This window comes from Pseudomonas sp. PDM04, from assembly GCF_014851765.1.
In the GTDB taxonomy this organism is placed as follows: Bacteria; Pseudomonadota; Gammaproteobacteria; order Pseudomonadales; family Pseudomonadaceae; genus Aquipseudomonas.
Genome location: NZ_JACVAI010000007.1, coordinates 344,462 through 370,957 on the forward strand (window position 1 = coordinate 344,462; position 26,496 = coordinate 370,957).

Annotated in this window: 22 protein-coding genes; 9 read left to right on the forward strand and 13 right to left on the reverse strand. The window is 61.6% G+C overall.

The features are described 5' to 3' along the window. Positions 1 to 56 precede the first annotated feature (56 nt). From IB249_RS26250 to IB249_RS26270, 5 genes are all read right to left on the reverse strand, one after another. On the reverse strand, positions 57 to 857 hold the full coding sequence (locus tag IB249_RS26250; RefSeq protein WP_412548029.1) for an ABC transporter permease: 801 nt from the start codon (positions 855 to 857) through the stop codon (positions 57 to 59). Between the two features lie 2 nt (positions 858 to 859). Then, positions 860 to 2,071 carry an ABC transporter permease gene (locus IB249_RS26255; protein ID WP_192308768.1) on the reverse strand — a complete coding sequence of 404 codons (1,212 nt, stop codon included), beginning with the start codon at positions 2,069 to 2,071 and terminating at the stop codon, positions 860 to 862. Positions 2,072 to 2,091: 20 nt separating this feature from the next. Further along, a complete protein-coding gene (locus tag IB249_RS26260) occupies positions 2,092 to 3,141 on the reverse strand; it encodes an ABC transporter substrate-binding protein (RefSeq protein WP_192308769.1) in 1,050 nt (349 codons plus the stop codon). 83 nt (positions 3,142 to 3,224) lie between these two features. After that, entirely contained in the window at positions 3,225 to 4,379 is a 1,155-nt protein-coding gene (locus tag IB249_RS26265) for an ABC transporter ATP-binding protein (protein ID WP_225607200.1), read from the reverse strand. Continuing rightward, positions 4,376 to 5,746: an aminotransferase gene (locus IB249_RS26270; RefSeq protein ID WP_192308771.1), complete on the reverse strand. Its 1,371-nt coding sequence runs from the start codon at positions 5,744 to 5,746 to the stop codon at positions 4,376 to 4,378. The genes IB249_RS26265 and IB249_RS26270 overlap by 4 nt, the downstream gene beginning before the upstream one ends. A 371-nt stretch (positions 5,747 to 6,117) precedes the next feature. Between IB249_RS26270 and IB249_RS26275 the strand changes: the two genes are divergently transcribed. After that, positions 6,118 to 6,894, forward strand: coding sequence for an IclR family transcriptional regulator (locus tag IB249_RS26275; protein ID WP_192308773.1), 777 nt, complete (start codon positions 6,118 to 6,120; stop codon positions 6,892 to 6,894). Positions 6,895 to 6,934: 40 nt separating this feature from the next. On the opposite strand, the gene IB249_RS26280 is transcribed toward IB249_RS26275, so the two are convergent. Both IB249_RS26280 and IB249_RS26285 read right to left on the reverse strand, forming a co-directional pair. Beyond that, on the reverse strand, positions 6,935 to 8,161 hold the full coding sequence (locus IB249_RS26280; RefSeq protein WP_192308775.1) for an OprD family porin: 1,227 nt from the start codon (positions 8,159 to 8,161) through the stop codon (positions 6,935 to 6,937). A 537-nt stretch (positions 8,162 to 8,698) separates the two neighbouring features. After that, entirely contained in the window at positions 8,699 to 10,186 is a 1,488-nt protein-coding gene (locus IB249_RS26285) for a sensor histidine kinase (RefSeq protein WP_225607201.1), read from the reverse strand. Between the two features lie 644 nt (positions 10,187 to 10,830). Here IB249_RS26285 and IB249_RS26290 point away from each other — a divergent pair. Further along, a complete protein-coding gene (locus tag IB249_RS26290) occupies positions 10,831 to 11,823 on the forward strand; it encodes a cytochrome-c peroxidase (protein WP_192308777.1) in 993 nt (330 codons plus the stop codon). A gap of 171 nt (positions 11,824 to 11,994) precedes the next feature. On the opposite strand, the gene IB249_RS26295 is transcribed toward IB249_RS26290, so the two are convergent. Next, entirely contained in the window at positions 11,995 to 12,921 is a 927-nt protein-coding gene (locus tag IB249_RS26295) for a 2-hydroxyacid dehydrogenase (RefSeq protein WP_192308779.1), read from the reverse strand. A gap of 107 nt (positions 12,922 to 13,028) precedes the next feature. Beyond that, positions 13,029 to 14,108 carry a tartrate dehydrogenase gene (locus IB249_RS26300; RefSeq protein WP_192308780.1) on the reverse strand — a complete coding sequence of 360 codons (1,080 nt, stop codon included), beginning with the start codon at positions 14,106 to 14,108 and terminating at the stop codon, positions 13,029 to 13,031. Positions 14,109 to 14,216: 108 nt separating this feature from the next. On the opposite strand from IB249_RS26300, the gene IB249_RS26305 reads away from it, so the two are divergent. The 3 genes from IB249_RS26305 to IB249_RS26315 all read left to right on the forward strand — a co-directional run bounded on the left by IB249_RS26305 (position 14,217) and on the right by IB249_RS26315 (position 18,150). After that, the gene (locus tag IB249_RS26305) at positions 14,217 to 15,128 is read left to right on the forward strand and encodes a LysR family transcriptional regulator (protein WP_192308781.1); all 912 of its coding nucleotides are present in this window, start codon (positions 14,217 to 14,219) and stop codon (positions 15,126 to 15,128) included. Between the two features lie 229 nt (positions 15,129 to 15,357). Beyond that, on the forward strand, positions 15,358 to 16,407 hold the full coding sequence (locus tag IB249_RS26310) for an ABC transporter substrate-binding protein (protein ID WP_192308782.1): 1,050 nt from the start codon (positions 15,358 to 15,360) through the stop codon (positions 16,405 to 16,407). Between the two features lie 9 nt (positions 16,408 to 16,416). Next, entirely contained in the window at positions 16,417 to 18,150 is a 1,734-nt protein-coding gene (locus IB249_RS26315) for a GMC family oxidoreductase (protein WP_192308783.1), read from the forward strand. 29 nt (positions 18,151 to 18,179) lie between these two features. Here IB249_RS26315 and IB249_RS26320 read toward each other — a convergent pair whose 3' ends face one another. Beyond that, entirely contained in the window at positions 18,180 to 19,607 is a 1,428-nt protein-coding gene (locus tag IB249_RS26320) for an aldehyde dehydrogenase family protein (RefSeq protein ID WP_192308784.1), read from the reverse strand. Positions 19,608 to 19,744: 137 nt separating this feature from the next. Here IB249_RS26320 and IB249_RS26325 point away from each other — a divergent pair, with 137 nt between their 5' ends. From IB249_RS26325 to IB249_RS26340, 4 genes are all read left to right on the forward strand, one after another. Next, on the forward strand, positions 19,745 to 20,692 hold the full coding sequence (locus IB249_RS26325) for a LysR family transcriptional regulator (protein ID WP_192308785.1): 948 nt from the start codon (positions 19,745 to 19,747) through the stop codon (positions 20,690 to 20,692). Positions 20,693 to 20,834: 142 nt separating this feature from the next. Further along, positions 20,835 to 21,539 carry an HAD-IA family hydrolase gene (locus tag IB249_RS26330; protein ID WP_192308787.1) on the forward strand — a complete coding sequence of 235 codons (705 nt, stop codon included), beginning with the start codon at positions 20,835 to 20,837 and terminating at the stop codon, positions 21,537 to 21,539. Positions 21,540 to 21,599: 60 nt separating this feature from the next. Beyond that, positions 21,600 to 22,883: an NAD(P)/FAD-dependent oxidoreductase gene (locus IB249_RS26335; protein WP_192308789.1), complete on the forward strand. Its 1,284-nt coding sequence runs from the start codon at positions 21,600 to 21,602 to the stop codon at positions 22,881 to 22,883. A gap of 15 nt (positions 22,884 to 22,898) precedes the next feature. After that, positions 22,899 to 23,609, forward strand: a complete 711-nt coding sequence (locus tag IB249_RS26340) for a cupin domain-containing protein (protein WP_192308790.1) — start codon at positions 22,899 to 22,901, stop codon at positions 23,607 to 23,609. An 88-nt stretch (positions 23,610 to 23,697) separates the two neighbouring features. Here the strand turns inward: IB249_RS26340 and IB249_RS26345 are convergent, their stop codons facing one another. The 3 genes from IB249_RS26345 to gabT all read right to left on the reverse strand — a co-directional run bounded on the left by IB249_RS26345 (position 23,698) and on the right by gabT (position 26,301). After that, complete coding sequence (locus tag IB249_RS26345) at positions 23,698 to 24,189, reverse strand: Lrp/AsnC family transcriptional regulator (RefSeq protein WP_081567735.1); 492 nt, start codon at positions 24,187 to 24,189, stop codon at positions 23,698 to 23,700. Positions 24,190 to 24,227: 38 nt separating this feature from the next. Next, positions 24,228 to 24,914, reverse strand: a complete 687-nt coding sequence (locus IB249_RS26350) for a hypothetical protein (protein ID WP_192308791.1) — start codon at positions 24,912 to 24,914, stop codon at positions 24,228 to 24,230. A gap of 97 nt (positions 24,915 to 25,011) precedes the next feature. Beyond that, a complete protein-coding gene (gabT, locus tag IB249_RS26355) occupies positions 25,012 to 26,301 on the reverse strand; it encodes a 4-aminobutyrate--2-oxoglutarate transaminase (RefSeq protein ID WP_192308792.1) in 1,290 nt (429 codons plus the stop codon). Positions 26,302 to 26,496 lie beyond the last annotated feature (195 nt).

Sequence of the window (26,496 nt, forward strand, 5' to 3'; positions counted from 1 at the left end):
GATAAGGGGACAGCCCTGCTTTGCAGGCCTGTCCCTTTTGCATAAGGATCTGAAGGTTACGAGCGCCGGGTCACGGAGCGTGACAACAGCAACAGCAGGGTGGCAAACAGCACCATGATCGTGGCTGCGGAAAGCAGGACCGGGCTCAACGCTTCTCGGGCCGTGGTGAACATTTCTCGAGGCAGCGTGCGCTGATCGGGACCGGCGAGGAACAGGGTCACGACCACCTCATCCAGGGAGGTGGCAAAGGCGAAGAGCCCGCCAGACACCAGGCCCGGCGAGATCAGCGGCAAGGTCACTTTGCGCAAGGTTGTCCAGGGCGTCGCGCCCATGCTGGCCGCCGCCCACAACAGGCGCTGGTTCAAGCCGCCCAGTGCCGAACCGACATTGACCACCACGAACGGTACCGCCAGGGTGGTGTGCGCCAGGATCAAGCCCAGGTAGGTTCGCGTCAGCCCGGCGTTGGAAAACACAAAGTACATGCCGACGCCCACGATGACCGCGGGCACGATCATGGGAGCGATCAGCAGGACTTCGATGAAGCGTTTGCCTGGCATGGCCGGGTGCCGGAGCCCCAATGCCGCCAACCCACCCAGGATCACCGCAAGCGCAGTACTCGCCAGGGCCACCGCGATGCTGTTGAACAGCGCACTCAGCCATTGCGAGGAGGCGAAGAAATCCTCATACCAGCGCAGCGTAAAGTTCCCCAGGGGCAGTGACATGTAGCGGCTGTCACTGAACGACAGCGGCAGTACGATGAGAATAGGCAGCAACAGAAAGGCCAGGACCAGGCAGCCACTCAGTGACACGCCGAAGTTGCCGAACCAGGCCATCGGCCCGCTATTGGGATTACGGATCATCACTTCGCTCCTGTGTTGCGGCGGGCCAGATGCGCCTGAATGAGGTAGAGCAGGGTGGTCGCTACCAGCAACACCAGCCCCAATGCCGAGGCCAGGCCCCAGTTCAATGTGCCGGTGGTGAATTGGGCGATGTAGAAACTGATCATTTGATCGGCGGGTCCACCGAGCAGGGCGGGCGTGATGTAGAAGCCGAGCGTGACGATAAAGACCATCAATGCACCGGCCACCAGACCAGGGAGGACCTGTGGAAGGTAGACCTGGAAAAACACCCGCAGTGGGCGGGCTCCCATGGAATAGGCCGCCTGTACCAGCAAGCGATTGCAACTGGACATGGCGGCAAGCAGCGGGAACACCATGAACGGCAGCATCACGTGAACCAGTGCCAGGATCACGCCAAATCGGTTGTACAGCAGGTGCAACGGGCTATCGACCCATCCGAGCTTCAACAACATCGCGTTGACGATGCCCTGGTCCTGTAACAACACCATCCAGGCGGTTGTACGAACCAGAATAGATGTCCAGAACGGCAGCAGGATCAGGAGCAACAGGGCATTGCGGGTCCTGGGCGTTCGGCGGTCCAGAAACACACACAGCGGGAATGCCAGCAGCACACAGACCAGCGTGGTGATGGCCGCGATGCCAAAGGTGCGCCCAAGGATCGAACGGTACAGGCCGGCCTCATCCTTAGCGACCAGGCCTTGTTGGTAGTCGTGTTTTACGTCCACGGCGGACAGCAGGTGATAAGTCCCGACAGGGCCTGAGGCGCGCTTGAAGGTTTGCCACGTTGCATTTTCCAGCCAGCGTGGGTCGAGCTTCTGCAAGCTCGCGCGGCTGCCGTCGAGGGCGCCGGCCTCGCGTTTGGCCGCCATCAGCAACCCACGCAGTTCCGGTGCCTCGTAGGCCAGGCGGCGGGCAGCCGCCGCGAGGTCGCGGGGTGATACCGCCTTGAGGTCCTGCACCAACGGTTCGAACAAACGCTCGTCCGGAGCTGAACTGCCGTCCCAGTCCGAGACGGCACTGGCCGTCGCCGGCATCGCTTGGGGCAATTCGCCGTCAGCGACTGCGCGCCACAGCAAGGTGCCGATCGGACCGACGAAGGTCAGGACCAGAAACACCACCAAAGGTGCCAGCAGGCCGTAGGCGCGCCAGAGAGCGCCGCGATCCTTGCGGGCGACCACCGGTGACGAGGCATTGATTGCGATTGCACTCATGTCTTTTTACTCGATTCGGATCACTTGGCCGACCATGCGGTCCATTTGGCGTTCAGCTCGTCGATTCGGTCGACCCAGAACTTGTCATTGAGCACCAGCACGTTGGCGCTGTTGCGAGGCGCGCTCGGGGAGTCGGCGAGCGCCGCCGGATCGGTGTCGGCAATGCCTTTGATCGAGGTGATCCCGGTCGGCTGCAGGCTTGGCCATTTCTTCTGGTTTTCCGCTTTGCCCATCACGTCCAGCAGGCCATAGGCTTTGTCGACGTTCGGCGAATTGGCGAGGATCACCCAGCTGTCCATGGTTTGCAGGGACTGATTCCAGACCAGTCCGAATGGCTTGTGATCCTGGTGGATGGCGTTGGTCACCCGACCGTTATAGGACGTGGTCATGTTCACTTCACCTGACGCCAGCAGCTGCATCGGTTGGCCACCCGCTTTCCAGAACAGCAGTTGGCTCTTGATCGTGTCGAGTTTTTTGAAGGCGCGCTCTACGCCACCCGCCGAGTTGAGGACGGTGTAGACGTCGGCCGGCGCAACACCGTCGGCCATGAGGGCGATTTCCAGGTTGCCCTTGGGGCCCTGGCGCAGGGCGCGTTTGCCAGGGAAGGTTCGGGTGTCGAAAAAGTCGCTCCAGTCTTTGGGCGTACGAGCGACCTTGCTGGTGTCGTAGCTCAGCACGAAGTTGTAGACCGCGCTGCCCACGCCGCATTCGCTGACCGCGCTGGGAATGTAGTTGTCTTTGCCGCCGATGCGTTTGAAGTCCATCGAAACGAAAAGCCCCTCGCCACAACCCAACTGCAGGTCTTCGGCCTCGACCTGAACGACATCCCACCCGCTGTCTGCGCCCTCGGCATGGGTTCTCAAGAGGCCGATGCCGCCCTCCCAGCTGTCATCCACCACGTTATTGCCGCTGGCCTGGGTGTAGGGTTCGAAGAAGATTTTGCGTTGCACATCCTGATAGGCACCGCCCCATGAGGCGACGGTGAGGTCTCTGGCCTGAGCGGTTCCCTGGAGCAGGGCAAACCCGCATAAAACCAGGGTGAGGCTGCGAACGGAGCATGGATTGAACATGATGTGACTCCCAGACTTTTGATTTAGTTGTGGTCGGCAGAAGTGACGTAGCAGATCGACGCGTTCTTTTTGTTTTTGGGCGCTCAGCGCAAGATCATTGCCTGTGCGGCAGGCAATGCCAGGCGCACGCTTTCGCCGGGCAGGGGTGGGGCCTGGCTCAGGCTTCCCGGGTTGTAGGTCATTGACAGCACGCAACCATCGGTCATCACCAGGCGCAACTTGCAGTGGGCACCATGGAAGATGCTGTCGACCACGCACGCCTGGATCGAGGCTTCTCCGGGGGCTGCCAGTCGCAGGTTCTCGGGACGAATCGCCAGCGCTGCCGGGAGACCCGTGGCCAGCCCCGGGTCAGAGCAAAACGCCTCGTGCACCGTACCGCCCTCGTTCAGGCGGATTCGTGCGAGATCGCCGCTGACACTGACCAGGACACCTTCCAGCACATTGGTTTCACCCAGGAAGTTCGCCACGAAGCGAGTGGCGGGGCGGTTGTAAATGGTTTCCGGCCGGTCGATCTGGGCGATCTTGCCTTCGTTGAATACCGCCACGCGATCCGACAGGGTCATGGCTTCGTCCTGGTCGTGAGTGACGTAGACAAACGTGATGCCCAGCTGTTTGTGGATGGCCTTGAGTTCCAGTTGCATGTGTTCGCGCAACCCCTTGTCGAGGGCACCCAGCGGTTCGTCCATCAGCAGCATGCGTGGGCGATACACCAGCGCTCGGGCTAGCGCGACGCGTTGCTGCTGGCCTCCGGACAACTGCGCGGGGTTGCGATCTTCAAAGCCTTCCAGGCGCGCCAGGGTCAACGCTTCCTTGACCCGAACCTTGGCTTCGGCGGGCGGTATTTTGCGCAGGTTGAGGGGGAAGGCGACGTTCTGGGCCACGCTCATGTGCGGGAACAGGGCGTAGCTCTGGAAGACCACACCCATGTCGCGTTTGTAAGCCGGCAGCTTGCTGATGTCGCTGCCGTCCATGAGGATACGGCCACGGTCCGGTGCATCGAAACCGGCGAGCATCATCAGGGTGGTGGTCTTTCCTGATCCGCTGGGGCCCAGCAGGGACAGAAATTCGCCCTGGCGGATATTCAGGTCCAGGTTGTCTACGACCCAACTGCGCTCGTCATAGGTTTTGTGTACACCTTCGAACCGGACCAGTACCGGACTGTCTACGGCGGGGACGGCGATGTTGTCGGGTGTCGGCATAGGGACCCTGGTCAGCGCGCGACGCGATTGGGCGGTCATGGCTGGATACCCGCGAGGATTTCATCGAGTGCCTGAGCCACTGCCTTGAGAATAGTCTGGATCTGATCGGCATCGACGATCAGCGGCGGTGCCATCACCAGGGTGTCGCCCAGCGCCCGCAGCAGGACGCCGTTGCGTTGCAAGACGTCGCTGACCTTGCTTGCCACTTTGAGTTCGGCAGGGAAAGGGGCGCGGGTGTGTTTGTCGGCGACGAACTCCAGTGCCGCCATCAGGCCGATGCCCCGTGCTTCGCCCACCAGTGGATGATCGGCCAGGGCTTTGATGCCCGCCTGGAAGGCCGGGGCCACCTCGGCGACGTGTTCGACGATAGCCAGTTCGTCGTACATCCGCAGGGTTTCCAGGGCAACGGCGGCGGCCACCGGGTGCCCGCCGTAGGTGTAGCCGTGGCCCAGGCCACCCAGTGCGTTGCTCTGATCGGCGATGACCTGGTAGACCTGATCGCTGACCAACAAAGCCGAGATCGGCTGAAACGCCGCGGACAGGCCTTTGGCACAGGTCAGCATGTCCGGTTGGATGCCCATCGCCTGGCAGCCCCAGTAATAGCCGGTGCGCCCGAAGCCACAGATCACTTCATCGGCCACCATCAGAATGTCGTACTTGCGCAGGACCGCCTGAACCTTGGCGAAATAGCCGGCTGGCGGCACGATCACGCCACCGGTGCCCATCACCGGCTCGGCGAAGAAGGCGCCAATGGTTTCAGGACCCGCGTCGAGAATGGTCTGCTCCAGTTCTTCGGCCAGGCGGGTGGAGAACGCCTCCTCGCTTTCCCCTGGGAGGCCCTGGCGATAGAAGTGCGGGCAGCGCACATGGATGACGTCGGCCAGAGGATCCCCCCAACCTTTATGCATGTTCGGCAGACCGGTAAGGCTGGCGGCAGCCAGGGTCGTGCCGTGGTAGCTGCGATGGCGGGCGATCAGGCGGGTCTTGTGCGGCTTCCCCAGGGCGATGTGGTAGTAGCGAACGAATTTGATCGCGGTATCGATCGCTTCCGATCCGGAACTCTGGAAGACCACTTTCCCCAGGCCTGCCGGTGCGTGAGCAATCAGTTCGGCGGCCAGGTCTGCGGCCGGCCCATGGCTGCGATGAGCAAACGTCTGCTGATACGGCAACTTCAACAGTTGCGCGTACGCTGCTTCGGCCAGGCGCGGCTGGCTGAAACCCAGCGTCGCACACCACAGGCCCGACATCCCTTCGATGTAGCGCCGGCCCTGGTCATCGAATACATGAATGCCTTCTCCGCGCTCGATCAGCAACGGGCCCAGTTGTTCGTGCAGTCGCAGATTGGTCTGCGGGTGGAGGTGGTGGGCGATATCTCGCTTGGCCAGGGCCGAATCACGAGCGGTCATGACGTCATCCTCTATCATTCAACTATCGTATGCGTATGCGGTACGTGGTTTCATTTTTACGACGATTGTGAGTGCTCGTCAAATGTTTTGTGTATCGCTGGTGGTAACGGTGTTTCTATGAGCGAAAAATTGTCAGGTGGGATTTTTCCAGTAAACGGGCTTTGTCAGAAAAATCAGCCGCTTATGTTTGGGTTCAACCTCTGGCGCGATAAAAAATTCACGAAGCAAAAATGCAAGTGCCCTGAACTTGTTTTGGCGTGATATACAGATGTATCGTTTCGCCTACGCGAACGACGTTATTTTTTATCTCTAAAGCACACAGCTTGCCAGCTCGACTCGGGCTTGGATGAATTGCAGGAGTGGGTCCCAACATGAGCGACGATGCAGGGAAAGGTGGAGTCAGGTCGGTGCAACTGGCACTGGATGTGCTCGAACGGGTCGCCAGCGCCGGCGACGGGGTGGGGGTCAGTGAGCTGGCCGTGCAACTGGGGACGACCAAAGGCTCAGTGTTCAGGCATCTGAAGACCCTGGTCGAGCGGGGTTACCTGAGTCAGAACCCGCAGACCTCGAAGTATCGATTGGGCATCCAGGCTTATGTGCTCGGGCAGGTCGCCGCCAGTGGCATCGATCTGCTGAGCGCTTCTGCTGATGCCATTCGAGACCTGCGAGACGAGTTGGGGTTGACGGTGGTGTTATCGGTGCTTCAAGCGCGCCGCTTGATGGTGGTCGAAACGCTGCTGGGCAAATCCACGCTTGAAATTGGTGTGCGTATCGGCACGGAGCTGCAGTTGCACTGCAACGCCCAGGGCAAGGTCGCGCTGGCCTTCGCCAAACAGTTGAGCATGGATCAACTCCCGGGCGAATTGCCCGCGATCACGGTCAATACCGTGACTGACCGTGCGGAGCTGATTCGCCAGGTCAGCGAAGCCAGGTCCCAGGGTTGGGCATCTGCCATCGAGGAAGAGACTCTGGGGATCTCTGCGATCGCCGCGCCGATTCTGGGTATCAACGAAGAATTTATCGGCACGGTGGCATTGGTGGCGACCGTGCAGAATATTGCCCGTGAACGGGACCCCGAACAGGTCCGTGCATTGAAAAAGGCAGCGCTGCGCGCCTCCTGGAACCTCGGGTTCAAAGGAGAATTCTGATCGGTGTGGGGACATGCCCGGCAGAGCCGGGCAGGGCCGTTCAGAAAATATTGATCGGGTACTCGGTAATCAGCCGCACCTCATTGAAATCGAGCCCGCGATCCGGGCTGCGGAAGCTGGCCTGCCGGATGCGAAACGACAGGTCCTTGGCCGAGCCCGATTGCACCACGTATTTGAGCTCCAGATCCCGCTCCCAGGCGCGGCCATTGTCAGTCTGTGCCGTATGAAAGTCCGTACCGCGCAAGTACCGGCCCATAAAGCTCAACCCAGGCACGCCAAGCGCAACGAAGTCGAAGTCATAACGAGCCTGCCATGAGCGTTCGTTCTCGTAGTTGAAGTCCGAGTACTGCACGGAGTTGGCCAGGAACACCGTGCTGTTGCCGTCGACGCCATAGGTGTAGTTCCCGGTACCGGTCACCCGTTGATGGGCGATCAAGAAACCATGGGGCCCTGCCGAAAGCGCTGCCGACAGGCTCCAGATCCGGTTGTCCAGGTCGCCGCCGCGTTGCTGGCCCTGGCTTTGGGTGTCATAGCCGTTGAAGTCGAACCTGGCGGTGTAACCCTCGCTGATCGGTAAGGTCAGGGTGGCGCCCAGATAGTTCTTGCGCCAGTAATCCTCTACGTCGGAATGGTAGGCCCGGGCACTGAATTGCTTGTTGAGGTTGTAAGTGCCGCCGATCAGGTCCAGGGAAGTCAGCCCGCCGCTGTCATGCTCGCTCTGGTCACGGCTACGCAACGCGGTGAAGTGGCCGGCATGCAAGGTCAGGTCGGTGATTTCCTTGCTGGTCAACAACCAGCCCTGGGTGGTTTCCGGCAGCAGGCGGTTGTCACTGGTGGCCAGTACCGGCAGGTTCATCAGTTGCTCACCGAACTTGAACACCGTGTTCGACAGCCGCGCCTTCACCGCGGCTCCGCCTTTTGAATAGCTGCTTTTGGCCCCGTCGCTGTCTTCTTCGAGCAACAGCGTGCCACCGCCTTTGCGGCCGCCCCCAGTGTCCAGCTTGATGCCCAGCAGGCCAATGGCGTCCACCCCGAAACCGACTGTCCCCGGGGTGTAACCGGATTCGAAAGTCCCAATGAAACCCTGCGCCCATTCTTCGGAATAATTCTGTGAAGTGCGGTCGTCGAGGAAATTGCGGTTCATGTAGAAGTTTCGCGCTTTTATCGAGAAATGCGCGTCTTCGACAAAGCCGCCGGTGTCGGCCATCGCGTTGCAGGAAACCGCGCCAGTAATAGCCAGTGCCAGTGAAGTCTTCTTTGCATTCATATTGTTATTGTCCAGGCGTGTACGTGAGCGCGCGGGGTCAGAGCGAATGACATCCGAGCGTTCGGTTTGGATAAATCAGGAAGGATGAAGACGGCGTGGTGCTAATGAGGGGGCGTGTTCAATCGAAGAATCTCCTTGGTCTTTTTTATTGTTTTGGTCGCCAGGGAAACGGGTACAGCAGCGCCGATCCAATTGGCCTTGCGGGTAGCGAACGGCCAATCAGTCAGTGATTTATGTTTTTTACAGCGAAACAGTGTTTCTCTGGTGTCTGGATGGTAAGGAAACGCGGAACAGGCTGTCAAGGGTTGGAAAATGTCAGAGGCCACAGGTGTGTCTGGCCGCAGTGACCTTTGCACGAAGTCAACGCGGGCCCAGCCACGTCGCTGTGACGGGAGTCGACCATTGCTTGAAGAGGGACTGCTATGTCGGTGGGGCGAATCACCCTGCGCTTGGCGGGAGTTTGGGCACCAGGCACGCTGGGCAGGATTTGTTGCGGGGAGGGCAGTCGAGGGGGGGGGCGACTGATTCAGCGGGTTTTCAGCTTGGCGCGCCAGGAAGCGAGAAACACACCCGTGCCCCCTGTCCCGGTTCGCTTTCAGCCCAGATGCGTCCGCCATGGGCCTCGATGATCGAGCGGCAGATCGACAAGCCCATGCCCATTCCTTCTGGTTTGGTGGTGAAGAAAGGGTTGAACAGTTGGGGCAGGTTCTGCGCGGTGATGCCGGGACCGTTGTCCTGTATGCGCAACAACACATCATGACCCGGTTCGCTTTCCAGTACGATCAAGAGTCGTCGTCCTTTGGGTTGCACGCAGGACAACGCCTGCAAGGCATTCAAAAGCAGGTTGATGATGACCTGCTGCAACTGAATGCGATCGCCGTGGACCCACTGAATGTCGCCCCGGGGTTTGAATTCGATGTTGACCTTGTGCCGTCTTATCTCGCGGCGGGTGAGCAGCAGGGCTTCTTGCAGCACCTCCTGGAGATCCGTTGACAGGTACTGAGGCTCGGATTTGCGCAGCAGCGCTCGAATCCGGCGGATGACTTCGCTCGCGCGATGAGCTTCGTTGATGATGCGCTGGATGGCGCCGCAGACCTCGGCGAAGTTGGGTTCTTCGCGGTTGAGCCAGCGCAGACCGGCCTCAGCGTTGGTCGTCACCGCCGCGAGTGGCTGGTTGACCTCATGGGCGATGGACGCGGCCATTTCGCCCAGGATCGTGACGCGGGTCACGTGGGCCAGCTGGGACTGTGACTGATGAAGCGCCTCTTCCGCGCATTTTGCCGCGGTGACATCCATCAGCGCGCCGAGGTACTCGCAGCCCCCGGATGAATCAGCCATCCGCTGCGCCAGCATGCGCACATTTTTGCAGCGCCCATCGGGCATCAGCAGCCTGAACTCCGCCTCCAGGCAGGCGTGCTGGGCGTAGGCGTCCTGAATCAGCTTTTTCAGGTCGCCCGTGTCGTCTGGATGAGTGCGAGCGATCATCTGTTGCAGGGTCGGCTGCAGGGGACCATCAAACTCAAATATGCGCCGGGCCTCCTCGGACCAGTCCAGTTCTGCATCGGGCATCTTCAGGCCGACGCTACCGGTGCGGCTCAGTCGTTGGGCGCCGGCCAAAAATGCCTCGCTACGATGCAGCAGTTGGACCTGTTGCTGGAGCGCCTCCCTGGCGGCCTTGCTCTTGAGCGCCAGGATTGCACTGATGGTGATCGCCGCCAGGCTCACCAGGCATCGCAAGAATGGCGGTTCCAGCCACGCATCTGTGTGAGAAAGCAGATACGCGGCCAGCGTCAGCAGCCCGCAAATCAGGGATACCGCCTGCATCCCCCGGTAAGAAAACAGATCGCTGGAAATGAGGATCACCGCGACGTACAGCACCGCGATGGCCACATCCAGCGAACTCAACCAGTCGACCAGAAAAATCACCAGTGTGAGCGTGATCGCTCCAAGCCTGAGCACCCACACATACGGCGCCGTATTGATCGTGGCGCGGTGCATGGACAGGACTAAAGGTGCCATATTCATTCCGACGGATTTTCCTCGAGGGAGTGCATTGCAATGAGCGTGAGAGCCAGCCACCGCTTGATGCTGCCAAGCCCGTCAATGATGGGTAAACCCTCGGTAGGGCTTGTCGCCAGATGCCGCTTGATTGAAAAGCAATTCGGCCGTCATGACTGAATAAGGGCGATTTCGCCGGGTGGGTTCAACCGATCGCATGCCAATGCAAGTCGTTTCACCTGTGCGTTGGATCTTGCTCAGGTTCAGAATTTAACAGCCGGCACGCCGGACAAGATACTCATACCTTCGGTTAGTCAGCGCGCAGGGTAACGCTGAAAGCCCGCCGTCGACTGGCCAGTCGGCGGCGGGTGCTTGTTTGCGCCGAGAATTCATGCAGCAACGGAATGGCCTTGGCCTGCGCGCCGTGCCTTCGCCAAGGCATACGGCGGGTTTGGTTGCGGCGGGGTGGAGAGCCTGCTGGTTATGACCGAGTGTTGAAGGTGGCCTGTCCGTTTGGCGATAACCTCCCTTTTGCGAGCGTATGCGAGGTTGATGTGTGTCGCGTGACCGCAGGTCGCAGGCAGGTTGGGGGCTTGACTGATCCAGGTCATGGCAACAGGCCGCCACTCAGTACAGGGTGTCTCAAACGATAAGCCTGAAGGGAGTTCGCCATGTACAGACCGTTGATATTGACCGTAGGCGTGATGCTGGGGAGCATGGCGTGGGCCAACACCGCTCCGAGTGAGCCGATCCTGCCGGTGCAACCGGCAAAGATCACTGATGCAAACAAGGTCGAGCTGGGTAAACAGCTGTTTTTCGATCCGCGCCTGTCCAAATCCGGTTTCATTTCCTGTAACTCGTGCCACAACCTGAGCATGGGTGGCAGCGACAATTTGCCGACCTCGGTCGGGCACAACTGGCACCAGGGCCCGATCAATTCGCCGACGGTGCTGAACGCCAGCATGAGCATCGCGCAATTCTGGGATGGCCGCGCGGCCAATCTACAGGAGCAGGCTGGCGGCCCGATCGCCAACCCGGGCGAGATGGGGTTCACCCACGATCTGGCGGTGGATGTGCTGCGCTCCATCCCGCAATACCGCGCGTCGTTCAAAAAGGTCTATGGCGATGACGGGATCAGGTTCGATGATGTCACCAACGCCATCGCCGCGTTCGAGGAAACCCTGGTCACCCCGGATGCGCCGTTTGACCGCTGGCTGAAGGGCGACAAGAAAGCCATCAGCCCGACAGCCCTGCAAGGCTATCAACTGTTCAAGAGTATCGGTTGCGTCGCCTGCCACAACGGCGAGGCCGTGGGCGGTGGTTCCTTCCAGAAGATGGGCATGGTCGAACCCTATGCCACCCAGAACCCGGCCCTGGGCGTGGCGGGCCTGACCGGCAAGGACGCCGACCGGATGAAGTTCAAGGTGCCGACCCTGCGTAACGTCGCGCTGACGTATCCCTATTTCCACGACGGCGCCTATTGGAAACTGGAGGACGCCGTGGACGTGATGTCCAGGCTGCAACTGGGGCGCAAGTTGAGCAGCGAGGAAATCAGTCAGATCGTCGCTTTCCTCGATACCCTGACCGGCGAGCAGCCGAGCTTCAAGCTGCCGATTCTGCCGCCATCGTCGGCGCAGACACCGCACCCGGCGCCGTTCAACTGACCGGTCGACCAGTGTGATTTGCAGAAGAAGGACCTTCTGCAAATTCCCGCCAGGTCAGACCCAATCCTGTGGGAGCGAGCCCGCTCGCCGAAGGGGGTACTCGATCCACCGCCGAGGTGGCCTGTGTACCGACCTGTTTGCGAGCTGGCTCGCTCCCCCAGGACTGACGCGTCAGTAGCCGTGATCGCGCTTGATCAGGCCTTGCATGGGCTCGCCAGCCTGATGGCGCCTGAGATTTTCCAGCAACCCGGGAAAGGCGCTCTGCGGCGCGGTCATTGCGCCGACATGCGGGGTCAGCCAGATCTGTGGGTGTTGCCAGAACCGGTGGTCCGGCGATGGCGGTTCTTCGTTGAGCACGTCGAGGATGGCGTGGCTCAGTTGCCCGCACGCCAGTGCCTCAAGCAGATCGTCTTCCTGGAGGTGACCACCCCGACCCAGGTTGATCAGGCTGGCACCTGTTGGCAGTGCAGCCAGTGTTCTCGCGTTCAAGAGACCGCGGGTGTCGTCGGTCAGGGGCAGCAGGCAGATCAGGATGTCGCACTGGTTGAGAAAAGGCTCGAGCTGGTCGTTGCCGGCATGGCATTGCACGCCGTCGATGCGCTTCTGCGAGCGTGCCCAGCCATGCAGCTGGAAGTTGAACGTACGCAGGTTTTGCAGCACCGCGATCCCCAGGTTGCCCAGGCCCATGACGCCGACGCGACGTTGCGCTGCCGGGGTCAGCAGGTGGTCTTGCCAGCGGCCGGCCTGTTGTTGCTGCAGGTACAGCGGGATCTGGCGATGCAGGCTCAACACGGCGAAGCAGGCGTATTCGACGATGCCCTGGACGATGCCAGGGTCGAGCATGCGCACGACCTGAATGTGTTCCGGCAACTCGCCAAGGTCGAATTGATCGACGCCCGCCGAGGTGGCGAAGATCACTTCCAGGTTCGGGAAGCGTTCATGCAGCTGCCGTGGCGGTTGCCAGGCGGCGAAGTAGCGCACTTGCGATGGGTCGCCGATGTCCGGCCAGAAACGCACCTCGATGTCCGGCGCATGTTTTTCGAACAGCGATTTCCAGGCGCAGCCACGGGCATCGTCGACTTTGAACAGCAGGGTCATGGGGGTTCTCGCAAGCGCTGGAAAGGTGTTCTCACGATGCCAAAGTCAGGCGCAACAATCTTCCGTATCACGGGCCGTGAACGGAAGATTGCGCGTTATTGGCCGGGTCAGACAGCAGCGGCAATGGCCTTGCCCAGGGCTTCGGTGTTGCCTTTGCCGCCGATGTCGGCGGTCAATGGTGCGTTCTCCGGCCCCATGGCCAACACCGTTTCGATCGCGGTCAGCACCGCCGCACCCGCCTGCGGGTGGCCGAGGTGTTCGAGCATCATCGCGCCGCACCAGATTTGTCCGATCGGGTTGGCGATGCCCTTGCCGGCGATGTCCGGCGCCGAACCGTGCACGGGCTCGAACAGGCTCGGGAAGTTGCGCTCCGGGTTGATGTTGGCAGACGGCGCGATACCGATGGTGCCGGTGCAGGCGGGGCCGAGATCGGAAAGGATGTCGCCGAACAGGTTGCTGGCGACCACCACGTCGAACCAGTCCGGGTGCAGGACGAAGTTCGCGGTGAGGATATCGATGTGGTACTTGTCGACCTTCACCTGCGGAAACTTCTTGCCCATCTCGGCGACGCGCTCATCCCAGTACGGCATGGTGATGGCGATGCCGTTGGATTTGGTGGCCGAGGTGAGGTGTTTCTTCGGCCGGCTCTGGGCCAGGTCGTAGGCGAACTTGAGAATGCGGTCGACGCCGACGCGGGTCATGACGGTCTCCTGCAACACGATTTCCCGGTCGGTGCCCGGGAACATCTTGCCGCCCACGCTGGAGTATTCACCTTCGGTGTTTTCCCGTACGACCCAGAAATCGATGTCACCGGGCTTGCGATTGGCCAGCGGCGCCTTGACGCCCGGCATCAGGCGGCACGGGCGCAGGTTCACGTACTGGTCGAATTCACGGCGGAACTGCAACAGCGAATCCCACAGGGAAATGTGGTCAGGTACGACGTCTGGCCAGCCCACTGCGCCGAAGTAGATCGCGTCGTAGCCCTTGAGAATCTCGAACCAGTCGTCGGGCATCATTTTGCCGTGGGCCAGGTAGTAATCGGCGCTGGCGAAATCGAACCAGTCCCATTGCAGCTCCAGGTTGTGTTTCGCGGCCACGGCGTCGAGGACGCGCACGCCTTCGGGCATGACCTCCTTGCCGATGCCGTCGCCTGGGATCACTGCAATTTTGTACTGGGCTTTGCTCATGGATTCGACTCCTGGGATTGATGGGGACTGGTTGCCAGTGTATGCAGTCGCCCTGTATTAATAATTAGCCTTGAGCGAAAGCCATTCTTAGTTTTAAGGAAACAATCCGTGGCGATGATCGATGACTTGAGTTTCTTCCAGCAGGTGGCGACACGCGGCAGTCTGACCGAAGTGGCGCGCCACCTCGGCCTGTCGTTGCCGGCGGTGAGCAAACGCTTGAGCCAGCTTGAAGCACGGCTGGGGGTGCAATTGCTGCAGCGCACCACCCGCCGGTTGTCGCTGACGCCGGAAGGGACGTTGTACCTGGAAGGCGGGCGGCCGATTCTGCGGCAACTGGAAGAGCTGGAGAGTGCGCTCAACAGTCGGCAGCCGACCTTGCAGGGGCGTTTGCGGATCAACGGCACCCTGGGTTTCGGCCGGCAGCACCTGGCGCCGGTGGTCTCCAGTTTCGCCCGGTTGCACCCGGAGCTGGAGCTGTCTCTGGAGCTCTCCAGCCAGCCTTCCAGCCTGCTGGACGATCAGTTCGACCTGAGCGTGTGCATGGGTGAGCCGCCCGATTCGCGCCTGATTGCTGTGCGCCTGCTGGAAAACCCGCGCATTCTCTGCGCCTCTCCACAATACCTTGAAGCTATGCCTGAGCTGGCAGGGGTGGCGGATCTGGTCCGGCATAACTGCATTGTGCTGCGTCAGTTCGGCAGTGATTACGCGATCTGGCGTTTCAGCAAGGATGGCCAGGATTACTCGCACAAGGTCAGCGGTACATTGTCGAGCAACGATGGAGAAGTGGCGTTACGCCTGGCCTTGGACGGGCATGGGCTGATCCTGCGTTCGCGCTGGAATGTTCAGGAACACCTTGAAAGCGGGCGCTTGCGCGCGGTACTGAGCGATTACCAGGCGCCCAGGGCCGATATCTTCGTGGTCTATCAGCATCGCCGGCATATTCCGCAACGCATCTCGGTATTCGCCCGGTATCTCGCCCAGGAACTGGCCAGGCGCTTGCCGTTTGCCGCGCTCAAGTGAGCCTGTTGCACGGGAAAGCCGCTGGCGCATGCCCGGTGAAATAAGCATGATCTGAAGTTATGGTGGTCCTGACTATTCGTGCATTGCCCCCGGGTGTCATGCTCTTGTAACGTCGAAATGTCCCGCTCGGTCGAACAATAAAATCAAACCTGAGCAAAGCACGCGGGTGCAGGGTGTTCAGTCGAGGTTTTAACGCTGCCGAATTAATCTACGTCCAGGATGATTTGCCATGAAAACCTTGTCTGTTGCTCAAGCGTTCGGTTCCGTCATTTCCCTGTTGAGTCTTTCGGTGGCGTGCGCGATGCCCGCCATGGCCGAGGAAATCACCTTCGTCTCCCAAGGCGGTGCTTACCAGGAGGCCCAGACCAAGGCCATTCTGGATCCGGCGGCCAAGCGGCTGAACATCACCATCAAACAGGACAGCGCCCCCGATGCCTGGCCGATGGTCAAGGCCCAGGGCGAGGCGAAGAAACCGGTCTGGGACGTGATCGATACACCACCGTCCAACTGCCTGCGCGGCGGCAAGGAAGGGCTGATCGAACCGCTGGACCTGAGCAAGCTGCCAAACGTGCAGAACATGCCGGCGGCCTATCGCACACCGTACTCGGTGGCCTACGAGTTCTATTCGTCGGTCATTGGCTACAACAAGAAGAACCTGAAAAAAGTGCCGCAGACCTGGGCCGAATTCTGGGACGTGAAGAACTTCCCCGGCGTGCGTGCCTTGCGTAACGACCCGATGAGCACCCTGGAAGCGGCGCTGCTGTCCGATGGCGTGCCTCGCGACAAGCTGTACCCGCTGGATGTCGACCGTGCCTACAAGCGTCTGGAACAGATCAAGCCGAACATCGCCGTATGGTGGACCTCGGGTGGTCAGTCGGCGCAATTGCTCGCCGATGGCGAAGTCGACATGTTGATGATCTGGAACGGTCGCGCCAGCGCCGTGCAAAAGAGCAACCCCGATGTGGCCTTCACCTACAACGACGGTCTGTTGCAGAACACCCAGCTGTGCATCCTGAAAAATGCGCCTAACTATGCGGCGGCCGTGAAGTTCCTCAACGAAGCGGTATCGCCTGAGCTGCAGGCCAACCTACCGCTCTACATCGACTACGGTCCAGGTAACCCGGCGGCGTTCGCTACCGGCAAAATCACCGCCGAGCGGGCCAAGGAACTGCCAAGCTCGCCGGATAACGCGGCCAGGCAAGCCCTGATGTCGGAAGAGTGGTGGGCTTCCGCCGAAGGAATTGCCGCCAAGGATCGCTGGCTCAAGTTCGTTCAGTAAGGTGTCGGCATGATCGATTACTTGATTCTGGGCGGTGGGTCGGCCGGCTGCGTGCTGGCCGCCCGGCTCTCCGAGGACCCCGACAAACAGGTGTGCCTGATCGAGGCAGGGCGCGATATTTCCCGGCAGACGATGCCCCCCGAGATACGCAGTCGGTATCCGGGGCGCGCCTATCTGGATGTCAGCAATATCTGGCAGCGCCTGACCGCGTTGATGGGCCAGCGTGCCAGCGCCACGCGGCGCTACGAGCAGGCGCGGATCCTCGGTGGCGGCTCGGCCATCAATGCGCTGATGACCAACCGTGGCGCGCCGGCCGACTATGACGAATGGCAGGCGCTGGGCGCCGAGGGCTGGAGTTGGCAAGCCTGCCTGCCGTACTTTCGCAAGCTGGAAAACGACACCGACTTCTGCAGCCCGCAGGACCAGGCGCTGCATGGCAGCGACGGCCCGGTGAGGATCCGGCGTACGCCATCGGAGCGCCTTTCACCTTTCGTCAAGGGTGTGATGAAGGTCCTGGGCGGGCGCGATCTCGAGCACAAGGCCGACCAGAATGGCACCTGGGAGGAGGGCGTGTTTGTCGGCGCCATTGGCGTCAGCGAGCAGGGCGAGCGAATCCCCACCTCGGTGTGTTACCTGACCGATGAGGTGCGCCAACGCAAGAACCTGAGCCTGCGCACCCGCTGCGTGGTGGATCGGGTGTTGATCGAGGCGGGCCGTGCGACGGGCGCCAGGATTATCGACCGTCATGGCGTCGTCGAGTCCTTGCGGGCGCGTGAGGTCATTGTCTGTGCCGGTGCGATCCACAGCCCTGCGGTGCTGCTGCGCAGTGGCATCGGCCCGGCGGATGATCTGGCGTCGCTGGGCATTGCGTCGGTGGCGGACCGTCCGGGGGTGGGCGCCAACCTGATGGAGCATCCGTCGATTGCGGTGTCTGCGCTGCTCAACCGCGAAGGTCGCACGGCGTATCCAGAGGAGCATCATGAACAGGCCATCGTGCGTTTTTCCTCCGGGCTGGCCGACACGGTGCCCTGTGATATGCACGGTGCAATCCTTTCTCGATCAGGCTGGCATTCGATCGGTTATCGACTGGGCACGATGTTTTTCTGGGTCAACAAATCCTATTCCCGTGGCCATCTGCGCCTGGCGTCCAGCGATCCCCACGACGAACCGCAGGTGCGCTTCGACATGCTCAGCGATGGCCGCGACCTCGAGCGTCTGAAGCAGGCGTTGCGCTTTGGGGCCCAGACGTTATCGGCGCCAGCCTTGAGCCGCGAGTGCGCCGTGGTGTTTCCATCGAGCTACTCGCCACGGGTGGCCAGGGTCGCGATGCCGGGCTGGATCAATGCCCTGCAACGCGGCGCCCTGAGCCTGTTGCTGGACATCGCCGGGCCCTTGCGGGGCTTGCTGATTCATGGCCTGGTGACGCAAGGCGTCACCCTGAGCAAACTCCTCGCCGATGACCAGGCCCTGACCGAGTTCGTGCAGCGCAATGTCGGCGGTACCTGGCACCCGTCTGGCACCTGCCGCATGGGGCGCGCCGACGATCCGCTGGCTGTCACCACCGGTGATGGCCGCGTGATCGGCGTCGCCGGGCTGCGTGTGTGTGATGCTTCGCTGATGCCTTCGATTCCCTGCGCCAACACCAACGTCCCGACCCTGATGATCGCCGAGCGCATGGCCGATCTGATCAAGGCCGAGGCGAAGGTGCCGGGCGGCGAGGCCGAGGTGGCAGCGCCGCTGTAGAAAGCGGCTTGCCTGTCCGTTTGGGGGCATCAAGCCCCCCAGCCGACAATCCCCTTGACCTCCAGAAATGCCTCCAGTCCCCATTCCGCGTATTCGCGACCATTGCCCGATTGCTTGTAGCCACCAAACGGCGCGCCGGAATCCCAGCCCGGATAGTTGATGTAGACGCTGCCGGCACGCATTTGCAGGGCGACATCGCGAGCACGCGCCCGGTCCGCCGATTGAACGTAGGCAGCCAGGCCAAACACGCTGTCGTTGGCCATCTCGACCGCTTGCGCTTCATCTTCGTAGGCCTGGATGACCAGCACCGGGCCGAATATTTCCTCGCGGGCGATGGTCATGTCCTGGGTGACATCGGCGAAGATAGTCGGCTGCACGTAATAACCCCGGGGCAAGTGATCGGGGCGACCCGGTCCGCCACACACCAGTTGTGCGCCCTCGTCGATACCAATGGCAATCATCCGCTGGATGCTGTCGTACTGACGCTCGCTGATCACCGGGCCCATGGTCGTGGCGGGCGCATCGGGCGTGCCGACGATGTGTTTTTGCGCGGCGCGGCGGGCAATCTCCACGGCCTGATCATGCAGGGCAGCCGGCACCAGCATGCGCGTCGGCGCGTTGCAGGATTGCCCGCTGTTGCCAAAGCAACTGTCGACACCGCTGGTCACGGCCGCTTGCAGATCGACGTCGTCGAGCAGAATGTTGGCCGATTTACCGCCCAGTTCCTGGTGCACGCGCTTGACCGTCGGTGCGGCCAGGCGCGCGATTTCCGTCCCGGCGCGGGTCGAGCCGGTGAACGAAACCATGTCCACGTGCGGATGGGCCGACAGGGCGGCGCCCACGGTCGGGCCATCGCCATTGATCAGGTTGAAAACCCCCGCCGGTACGCCGGCCTCGTGCATGACCTCGGCAAACAGCAAGGCATTGATCGGTGCGATTTCACTCGGCTTGAGCACCATGGTGCAACCGGCGGCCAGGGCCGGCGCGACCTTGCAGACGATCTGGTTGATCGGCCAGTTCCAGGGGGTGATCAACGCCACCACGCCCACGGGTTCATGGGCAATCAGCGTGGTGCCACGGGACTTCTGGAACTCGAAGGTGTCGAGGGTGCGCAGCAGTTGCTCCAGGTGACGCCTGCCGATTCCGGCTTGCCAGTGGTGGGACAAGGCTTTCGGGGCGCCGACTTCCTGAACGATGGCGTCGGCGATGTCATCGTAGTGCGCCATGAACACCTCAAGAATTCGCTGCAGCAGTTGTTTACGCTGTGCCGGCGAAGTCCGGGCGAACGCTGGAAAGGCGCGTCGGGCGGCCATGACGGCAGACTCGACATCGGTCAGGTCGCCCATGGCGATTTCGCAGAATGCCTGCTCGGTGGCGGGGTTGATCACCGGCAGCCGATCGAAGCTGTGAGGCTCCACCCAGCGGCCGTCGATGTAAAACTTCAGGTTGTTGTTCATAGCAGGGAGGGTCTCGTGAGGGGAGGAGTGCCGCGCCGAATAGCCGTGGATCGCCTTGCGCAGGCGCTCACCAGAATAGGCGGGGTATTTTGTTCGGGACAATTTACTAATAGTTGTGCCAGGCATAAACTCAGGTCATGTCCAATCTTCGCCGCAAGGTCCCCAGCTCCAGCTCCCTGTTCGTCTTCGAAGCGGCTGCCCGATGTGGCAGCTTCACCCGGGCGGCGGATGAACTGTGCGTCAGCCAGCCGGCCGTGAGCCGCATGTTGTCGCGTCTGGAAGAGCACCTTGGCGTGCAGCTTTTCGAGCGTGTTCGCGGCGGCGCGAGGCTGACCGAGAGCGGCAGCATTTTGTATCGCCGCGTGCAGGAAGGCTTCAGTACCATCGAGTCGGCAATCAGTGAAATCGAAGCCCGGGCGACGGGGATCGAGACCGTGACGCTGTCGGTGTCCACCGCGTTCACCACCCATTGGCTGATGCCGCGCATGAGCCGCTTCAGCCAGCGATTCCCCACCGTCGACATGCGCTATCAATTGATGTCCGGGCGGATCGGTGGGCCCCTGGTGGACGTCGACCTGGGCATGCGCTACCTGGAGGCCGGCAGCCTGAAAGCCACGGATACACTGGTGATTCCGGAAATTACCCTGCCGGTGTGCAACGCCCAGTACCTCGCCGATGTCGTTCAGGGCAAGGGCAAAAAACAAGTGCCGACGCTGATCAGCATGGACAATCAGGATCGTGGCTGGGCCGCCGCTTTCGAGGCACCGGGGCGCGCCGACAATGCGCTGGTGTTCTCCGATTATGCCGTGGTGGTCCAGGCCGCCTTGTTGGGCCAGGGCATGGCGCTGGGGTGGTTGAACGTGGTGTCGAACTCCTTGTGCAAGGGTGAACTGGTGCCGGCGACGGACGCCTTTCGGGTCAATTCCCGGCGTTGCTGCCTGGTGGTTCCGGCCAACCGTCCGGTACGTCCGATCGTGGAAAGCGTGCGTGACTGGATCATCGAAGAGATGCGCGAGGACATGCTCAGGATCGACGCGCTTTACCCTCATCTGGGGTTGCTCGCGACCCTGGAATCGACCCGTTGAGCACAGGTGCGGCACGTCGAGTAAAAAAACAGTAGGTTATGCCTCTGGGGTAGGGCAAAACAGAATATTTCGCGAGAAGGCGGGCAGATAATGGGCCTGTCCAGTCAGTTTCACCCTTATGACTTTTCTTGCGGAGCGCCCTATGTCTTTCAAGCAGTTCAAAGCCCTGACGTTTGACGTTGTCGGTACCCTGATCGATTTCGAAGCCGGAATTCTGGCCCATGTCCGCGAAGTCGCGGGTGAAGCGGGCAAGGCTCGCAGCGACGACGAGATTCTCAAAGCCTATCGCGAGGCCCGCGCCTCCACCGATTCGGGCTGGTGGCCGGATGACCTGGAGCGTTGCTACCACGTCATCGCTTCCAAGCTGGGGCTGCCGGAAAACGACGACTACGCCAAGGGCCTGGCGCAGGCGGTGAAGAATTTCCCGGCGTTCCCTGATTCGGTCGAAGCACTCAAGCGCCTGCGCAAGCACTTCAAACTGGTGGCCACCACCAACTCGCAGATCTGGGCCCTGAACTATATGGCCGAAACCCTCGACCAGCCGTTCGACGTACGGGTCACCGTCGACGATGTGCGTTTCGAGAAACCTGATCCGCAGTTCTTTGCCTACACCCGGGGTGTGCTGGCGACCCAGGGCATTCTGTTCGAGCATATCCTGCACGTTGCCCAGAGCCAGTATCACGACATCGGCGTGGCCATGCGCCTGGGTTATCAGACTTGCTGGATCGAGCGTCGTTTTGCCCAGAAAGGCACCGGCGGCACCCTGGAATCGGAACGCACCGAACCGCATTACCACTTCACCTCGCTGGCGCAACTGGCTGACGCGGTCGAGAAAGAGCTGGGTTGATCCCCTCGGCGCTCGGGCCCTGGCCATGAGCGCCAATCCCTATTGAGTCGAGAGGCTGGCATGACTGTTCAGAGCTTATGGGCGGCCACCGCCCAACCGGCACCTGCGCTGCAATCCCTGGAAGGCGAGCGGCAGTGCGACGTGGTGATCATCGGTGCGGGTTACACCGGCCTCTCGGCAGCCCATCACATCGCCCGCAGTGGTCGCGAGCCCCTCATCGTCGAGGCCAATACCTTGGCCTGGGGCGCCAGCGGACGTAATGGCGGCGTGGTGTCACCGAAGTTCCGGGTGGGCTTTCCCACGCTCATGTCGCGCTTTGGCCGCGACACGGCGTTGCAGATGTACCACACCGGTTATGCCGCAGTGGACAGCCTGGTGGAGATGGTCGAAACCCTTGGCCTGACCGGTGCCGAGTTGCACCTGGGCGGGCATATCGCTGCGGCGCACAACGTCCACGCGCTGGGTGCGCTGGGGTCGACTGCGGACTGGATCAAGCGTGAAACCGGCGGTACGTCATCACGCATGATCTCGGCCGAGCAGGTTCGGGAAATGACCGGCTCGACGATCTTCGCCGGCGGCCTGCTGACCCCCAAGGCCGGCGGTATCCACCCTTTGAATTACGCGCGCGGCATGGCGCGTCACCTGGTCGAGCATGGCGTGAAAATGTTCATCAACAGCCCGGCCGAGCAAGTGCGTCATGAAGGCGGCCGGGTGATCGTGCAGACGCCGCAAGGGCGGGTCAGTGCCCGGCAGGTGATCTACGCCACCAACGGTTATTCCGATCAGACCCGAGCCACCGATACCTTGCATCGACGGTTGATTCCGTTTCGCAGCGCAATCATCGCCACGCAACCCCTGCCGCCGGACATCCTCGCCGCGATCCTGCCGGGCGGGCAGGTGTGTGGCGACACCAAGCGCATGTTGCGCTGGTTTCGGGTCATCGGCGATCGCCTGATTTTCGGCGGTCGTGGCGCGTTCGGCAAAGGCGATTCACAAAGCGCGTTCGACGCGTTGCAGCGCAGCATGGGCGATGTGTTCCCGAGCCTGCGCGACCAGCCCATCGCCTATCGCTGGTCGGGCCTGGTGGCCATGACCCTGGATTACCTTCCCCATGCCGGGCAGCTCGATGAGCGCAGCTACTACGCCATCGGCTACAACGGTGGCGGCGTCGCGATGTCGACCTGGATGGGCAAGCAACTGGCCGCCATGACGGCGGGCGAGAAGGTCGAGCTCGGCTTGCTCGCGGGCGAGCATTTCAACCCCATTCCTCTGCATGCCTTCCGGGCGCCGGGCGTTCGCCTGGCGGCGGGCTGGCAGCAATTTCTAGACATCATCGGCCGATGAGCGAGCGTTAAGCGTATGCCACCGATTCTGCATTACTCCCACCCCCACACTGATCGTCAATTGCCCTGCGCCGCGTTCGCCCTGCAGGGCGATCCACTGGCGGCCGGGCGGGTCATCAACTTCCACGACCCCGTTCAGGGCTATGCCGCCGGCAGCAGTGTCAGCACCGGTGCGAACCTGCTGATTGAGGCATTCCCCTGGGTTGAACTGGGTGTGGTTGAAGCCGGAGAACTGCGTTTGCAGGGGGAGGGTTTCGACCTGCAACTGACGGCGGGGGATTGCTTCGTCGTGCCCCGTGGCGTCCGTGTGCGCTGGCAACATCACGGCCAATTGCGCCGGCTGTTCATGGCGTTTCCGGGGCTTTCAGCCTCCACGCAAATGCCCGGCCGTCCCCTCAGGATCGACCTGTCCCAGCCGCTTGCGCCCGCAAGCCCGCCGGCAGCCAGTGTGCTGTTGACCGCGACACCCAGGGCCTGGAGTGAAACCCTGTTCAGCGCCGGTCACCTGCGTATCGGGCTGTGGCAATGCGAGGCGTACGCTCGCCAGCAGGTCGAGCCCGGTTACAGCGAGCTGATGTTTATCCTCGAAGGCTCGGTGACGCTGCAGGCTGAACAGGGCGACCGCCATCATGTGCGGGCGGGAGAAACGGTGATCGTACCGAAGGGCGCCACCAACGCGTGGGTCAGCGAGGAGACCGTGCGCAAGGTGTTCTGCATCTTGTCGTGAGTTCGGCAAAGGCGCTTGAGGATTCATCCGACCTGCAGCGGTGCGGTTGGCCAACGACAGGGCCCGCCGCACCGCTGCAGGTTTTGTTTCAGACCGCCCGAACGAGGCTGCGCAACGGCACGGTGCTCTTGACCACGGGGGATTTGATCACGATGTAGCTGAAGTACTTCTCGATGCCGATGTTCTTGTCGAGGATCGATTCCATCAGTTCCTGGTAGTGCTGAATGCTGCTGCACAGGAAGCGCACCAGGTAGTCGTAGCCGCCACTGATCAAGTGGCACTCCAGCACTTCGTCGATGTTGCGGATGCTCGATTCGAACTTCACGAAGTCGGCACGCTTGTGGTCCGAGAGGGTCATTTCGGTGAACACGGTCACCGAATTGGCGAACTTGGCCAGATTGACGTGGGCCTCATAGCCGCTGATGTAGCCGGCGGCCTCCAGGCGTTTGACGCGTTGCAGGCAAGGGCTGGGCGACAGGCCAACGGCTTCGGCGAGGCTGACATTGGTCATGCGCCCGTCCTTCTGCAATTGGACCAGGATGTTGATGTCGATTCGGTCGAGCTTGGTTGCAGCGTCCATTGATCAGTCCTCGCAATATCAAATCAGGGCCGTCGTCCTCAGGCGTGCAATGCCCTTTGATGGGCATGGGCCAGGTCAGCGAGGCTGGCGTATTCACAGCGCTTGCCGTCCATTGCCTGAGGCGAATGGTTCCACGGCTGGTCATGGCCGCGACGGAGTGTGCAGACCGGAAAATCCACCCGCTGATTCCACGGGTCATCGCTTTCCGTGCTGCGCACCGGTAACAGTTGCGAACGCTCCAGCCCCAGGCGATGCAACTCGCTTTCCAGGCTGTTGTGCCAATCCTCGTCGCTGGGTTCGACAATCGCATCGAATTCGACCGGCAGGCGACGGGCCAGGGCAAGTACATCGATACCCTGGGGTGGGGCGATCAGTATCAAACGGTAGAACTTGCCCAGGTACTGAAGGGCACCGGGAGCATCTTCGAAAATGGGCCACAGGGAAGAAGAGCTACTGAATGCCACACTTTCATCCCAGCCCGGAATGATTTGCAATTGTTGCGCCACACGTTGGTAGAGCTGGCCTTGAAAAGCCGTTGCGCTGATCTGCGGCGCCTGGCTGGCAAGCTCCTGCGCCACTTGTCGGTAAGCGCTGAGCAGCTGCGCGTCGCTGGCGCTGGTTTCACTCTGCACTGCCAGCGGTCGCAGGCCTTCGAGAATGCCCCGTTCGCGGTCAACCAGCGTGCCGAAGGACAGGCCCAACGCCTTGTAATGGGTGACTCTCATGAGTTGCTCCTGAGTAGGCCATGCCGGTTCCATCATGATTCGGCCCACGGCCCGACACTGCCAGGGCAGGTCGGGCCGGGTGTTACCGTCAGCGCGTTCAGCAGGCGGCGGCCAACGCTTTTTCGAGCATCTGCAAGGCTTCTGCCACTTGCTCCGGCGTGGTCACCAGCGGCGCGAGGAACCGCACCACGTTGCGATGCACACCGCATTTGATCACCAGCAAACCGGCCTGACGGGCTTCATCGATGACCTTTTGCGCCAGTGCCGCATCCGGACTGTGAGCGGCATCGTCGGCGACCATTTCAATCGCCTGCATGAAGCCCAGGCCGCGCACGTCCCCGATCCTCGGGTAACGTTTCTGCAGGGCCAGCAACTCGTCATGCAGTTGAGTGGCCAGTGTCTCGCCCTGAGCCAGCAGATCCTGCTCTTCGAACAGGTCCAGTACGGCCAGCGCTGCGGCACAAGCGACTGCGTTGCCGCCGTACGTGCCGCCCAGGCCACCCGGGGTCGGCGCGTCCATGATCTCGGCGCGACCGACCACGCCGGACAGCGGCATGCCACCGGCCAGGCTCTTGGCGACGGTCACCAGGTCGGGCTGAATGTCGGCATGCTGGAAACCGAACATTGTGCCGGTCCGTCCAAAACCCGCCTGGATCTCATCGAGGATCAGCACGATGCCGTGCTGGGTGCAGCGGGCACGCAAGGCTTGCAGGAATTCCCTGGGCGCCGCCAGGAAGCCGCCATCGCCCTGGACCGGTTCGATGATGATCGCGGCGACCCGATCCGGCGCGACGTCGGTGGCGAACAGCTCATCCAGCTCGGCCAGCGCGTCATCGCTGCTGACACCGCGATAGGCGTTGGGGTAGGTGGCGTGATAGATCTCGGCGGGGAAGGGGCCGAAGTTCTGCTTGTAGGGCTGGCTCATGCCCGTCAGGGTCACGCCCAGCAGGGTGCGGCCGTGGAACCCGCCGCGGAAGGAAATCACCGCCGTGCGGTTGGTGTAGCCACGGGCGATCTTTACCGCGTTCTCGACGGCTTCGGCGCCGGAGGTGAACAACACGCTTTTGTAGTGGGCGTCGCCGCCGACCAGTTTGTTCAGGCGGGCGGCCACTTGAATGTAGTTTTCGTAGGCCACCACCTGGAAGCTGGCGTGGGAGATCTCGCCCACCTGGCGACGCACGGCCTCGACCACTTTCGGATGGTTATGGCCGACGTTGAGCACGCCAATGCCGCCGACGAAATCCAGATAGCGCTTGCCGTCGACATCCCACAGTTCGGCCCCCTGCGCGCGCGCCGCGACCACCGGGTGGGCGGTGGCGATGCCACGCGGTACATGCTGTTCGCGCAGGGCCAGCAGACGTTGGTTTTCAGTCAGTGCAGAATTCATCTCGATCTCCGTGAACGCCGAAGGTGGCGGGTGATGTCATCAGGATAAGGATTGCCCGGAACCACAAGCGCTGAACTTGGGGTGCCGGGCGCTGTGATCGACTGTTTTGCAGGGGTGTGACGAAATATTTCGCTGCGCCGGGCGCCGGGTATCGTTTGCCCCGGAAACGACATCGGCCCGTGGCAGAGCGGTTGG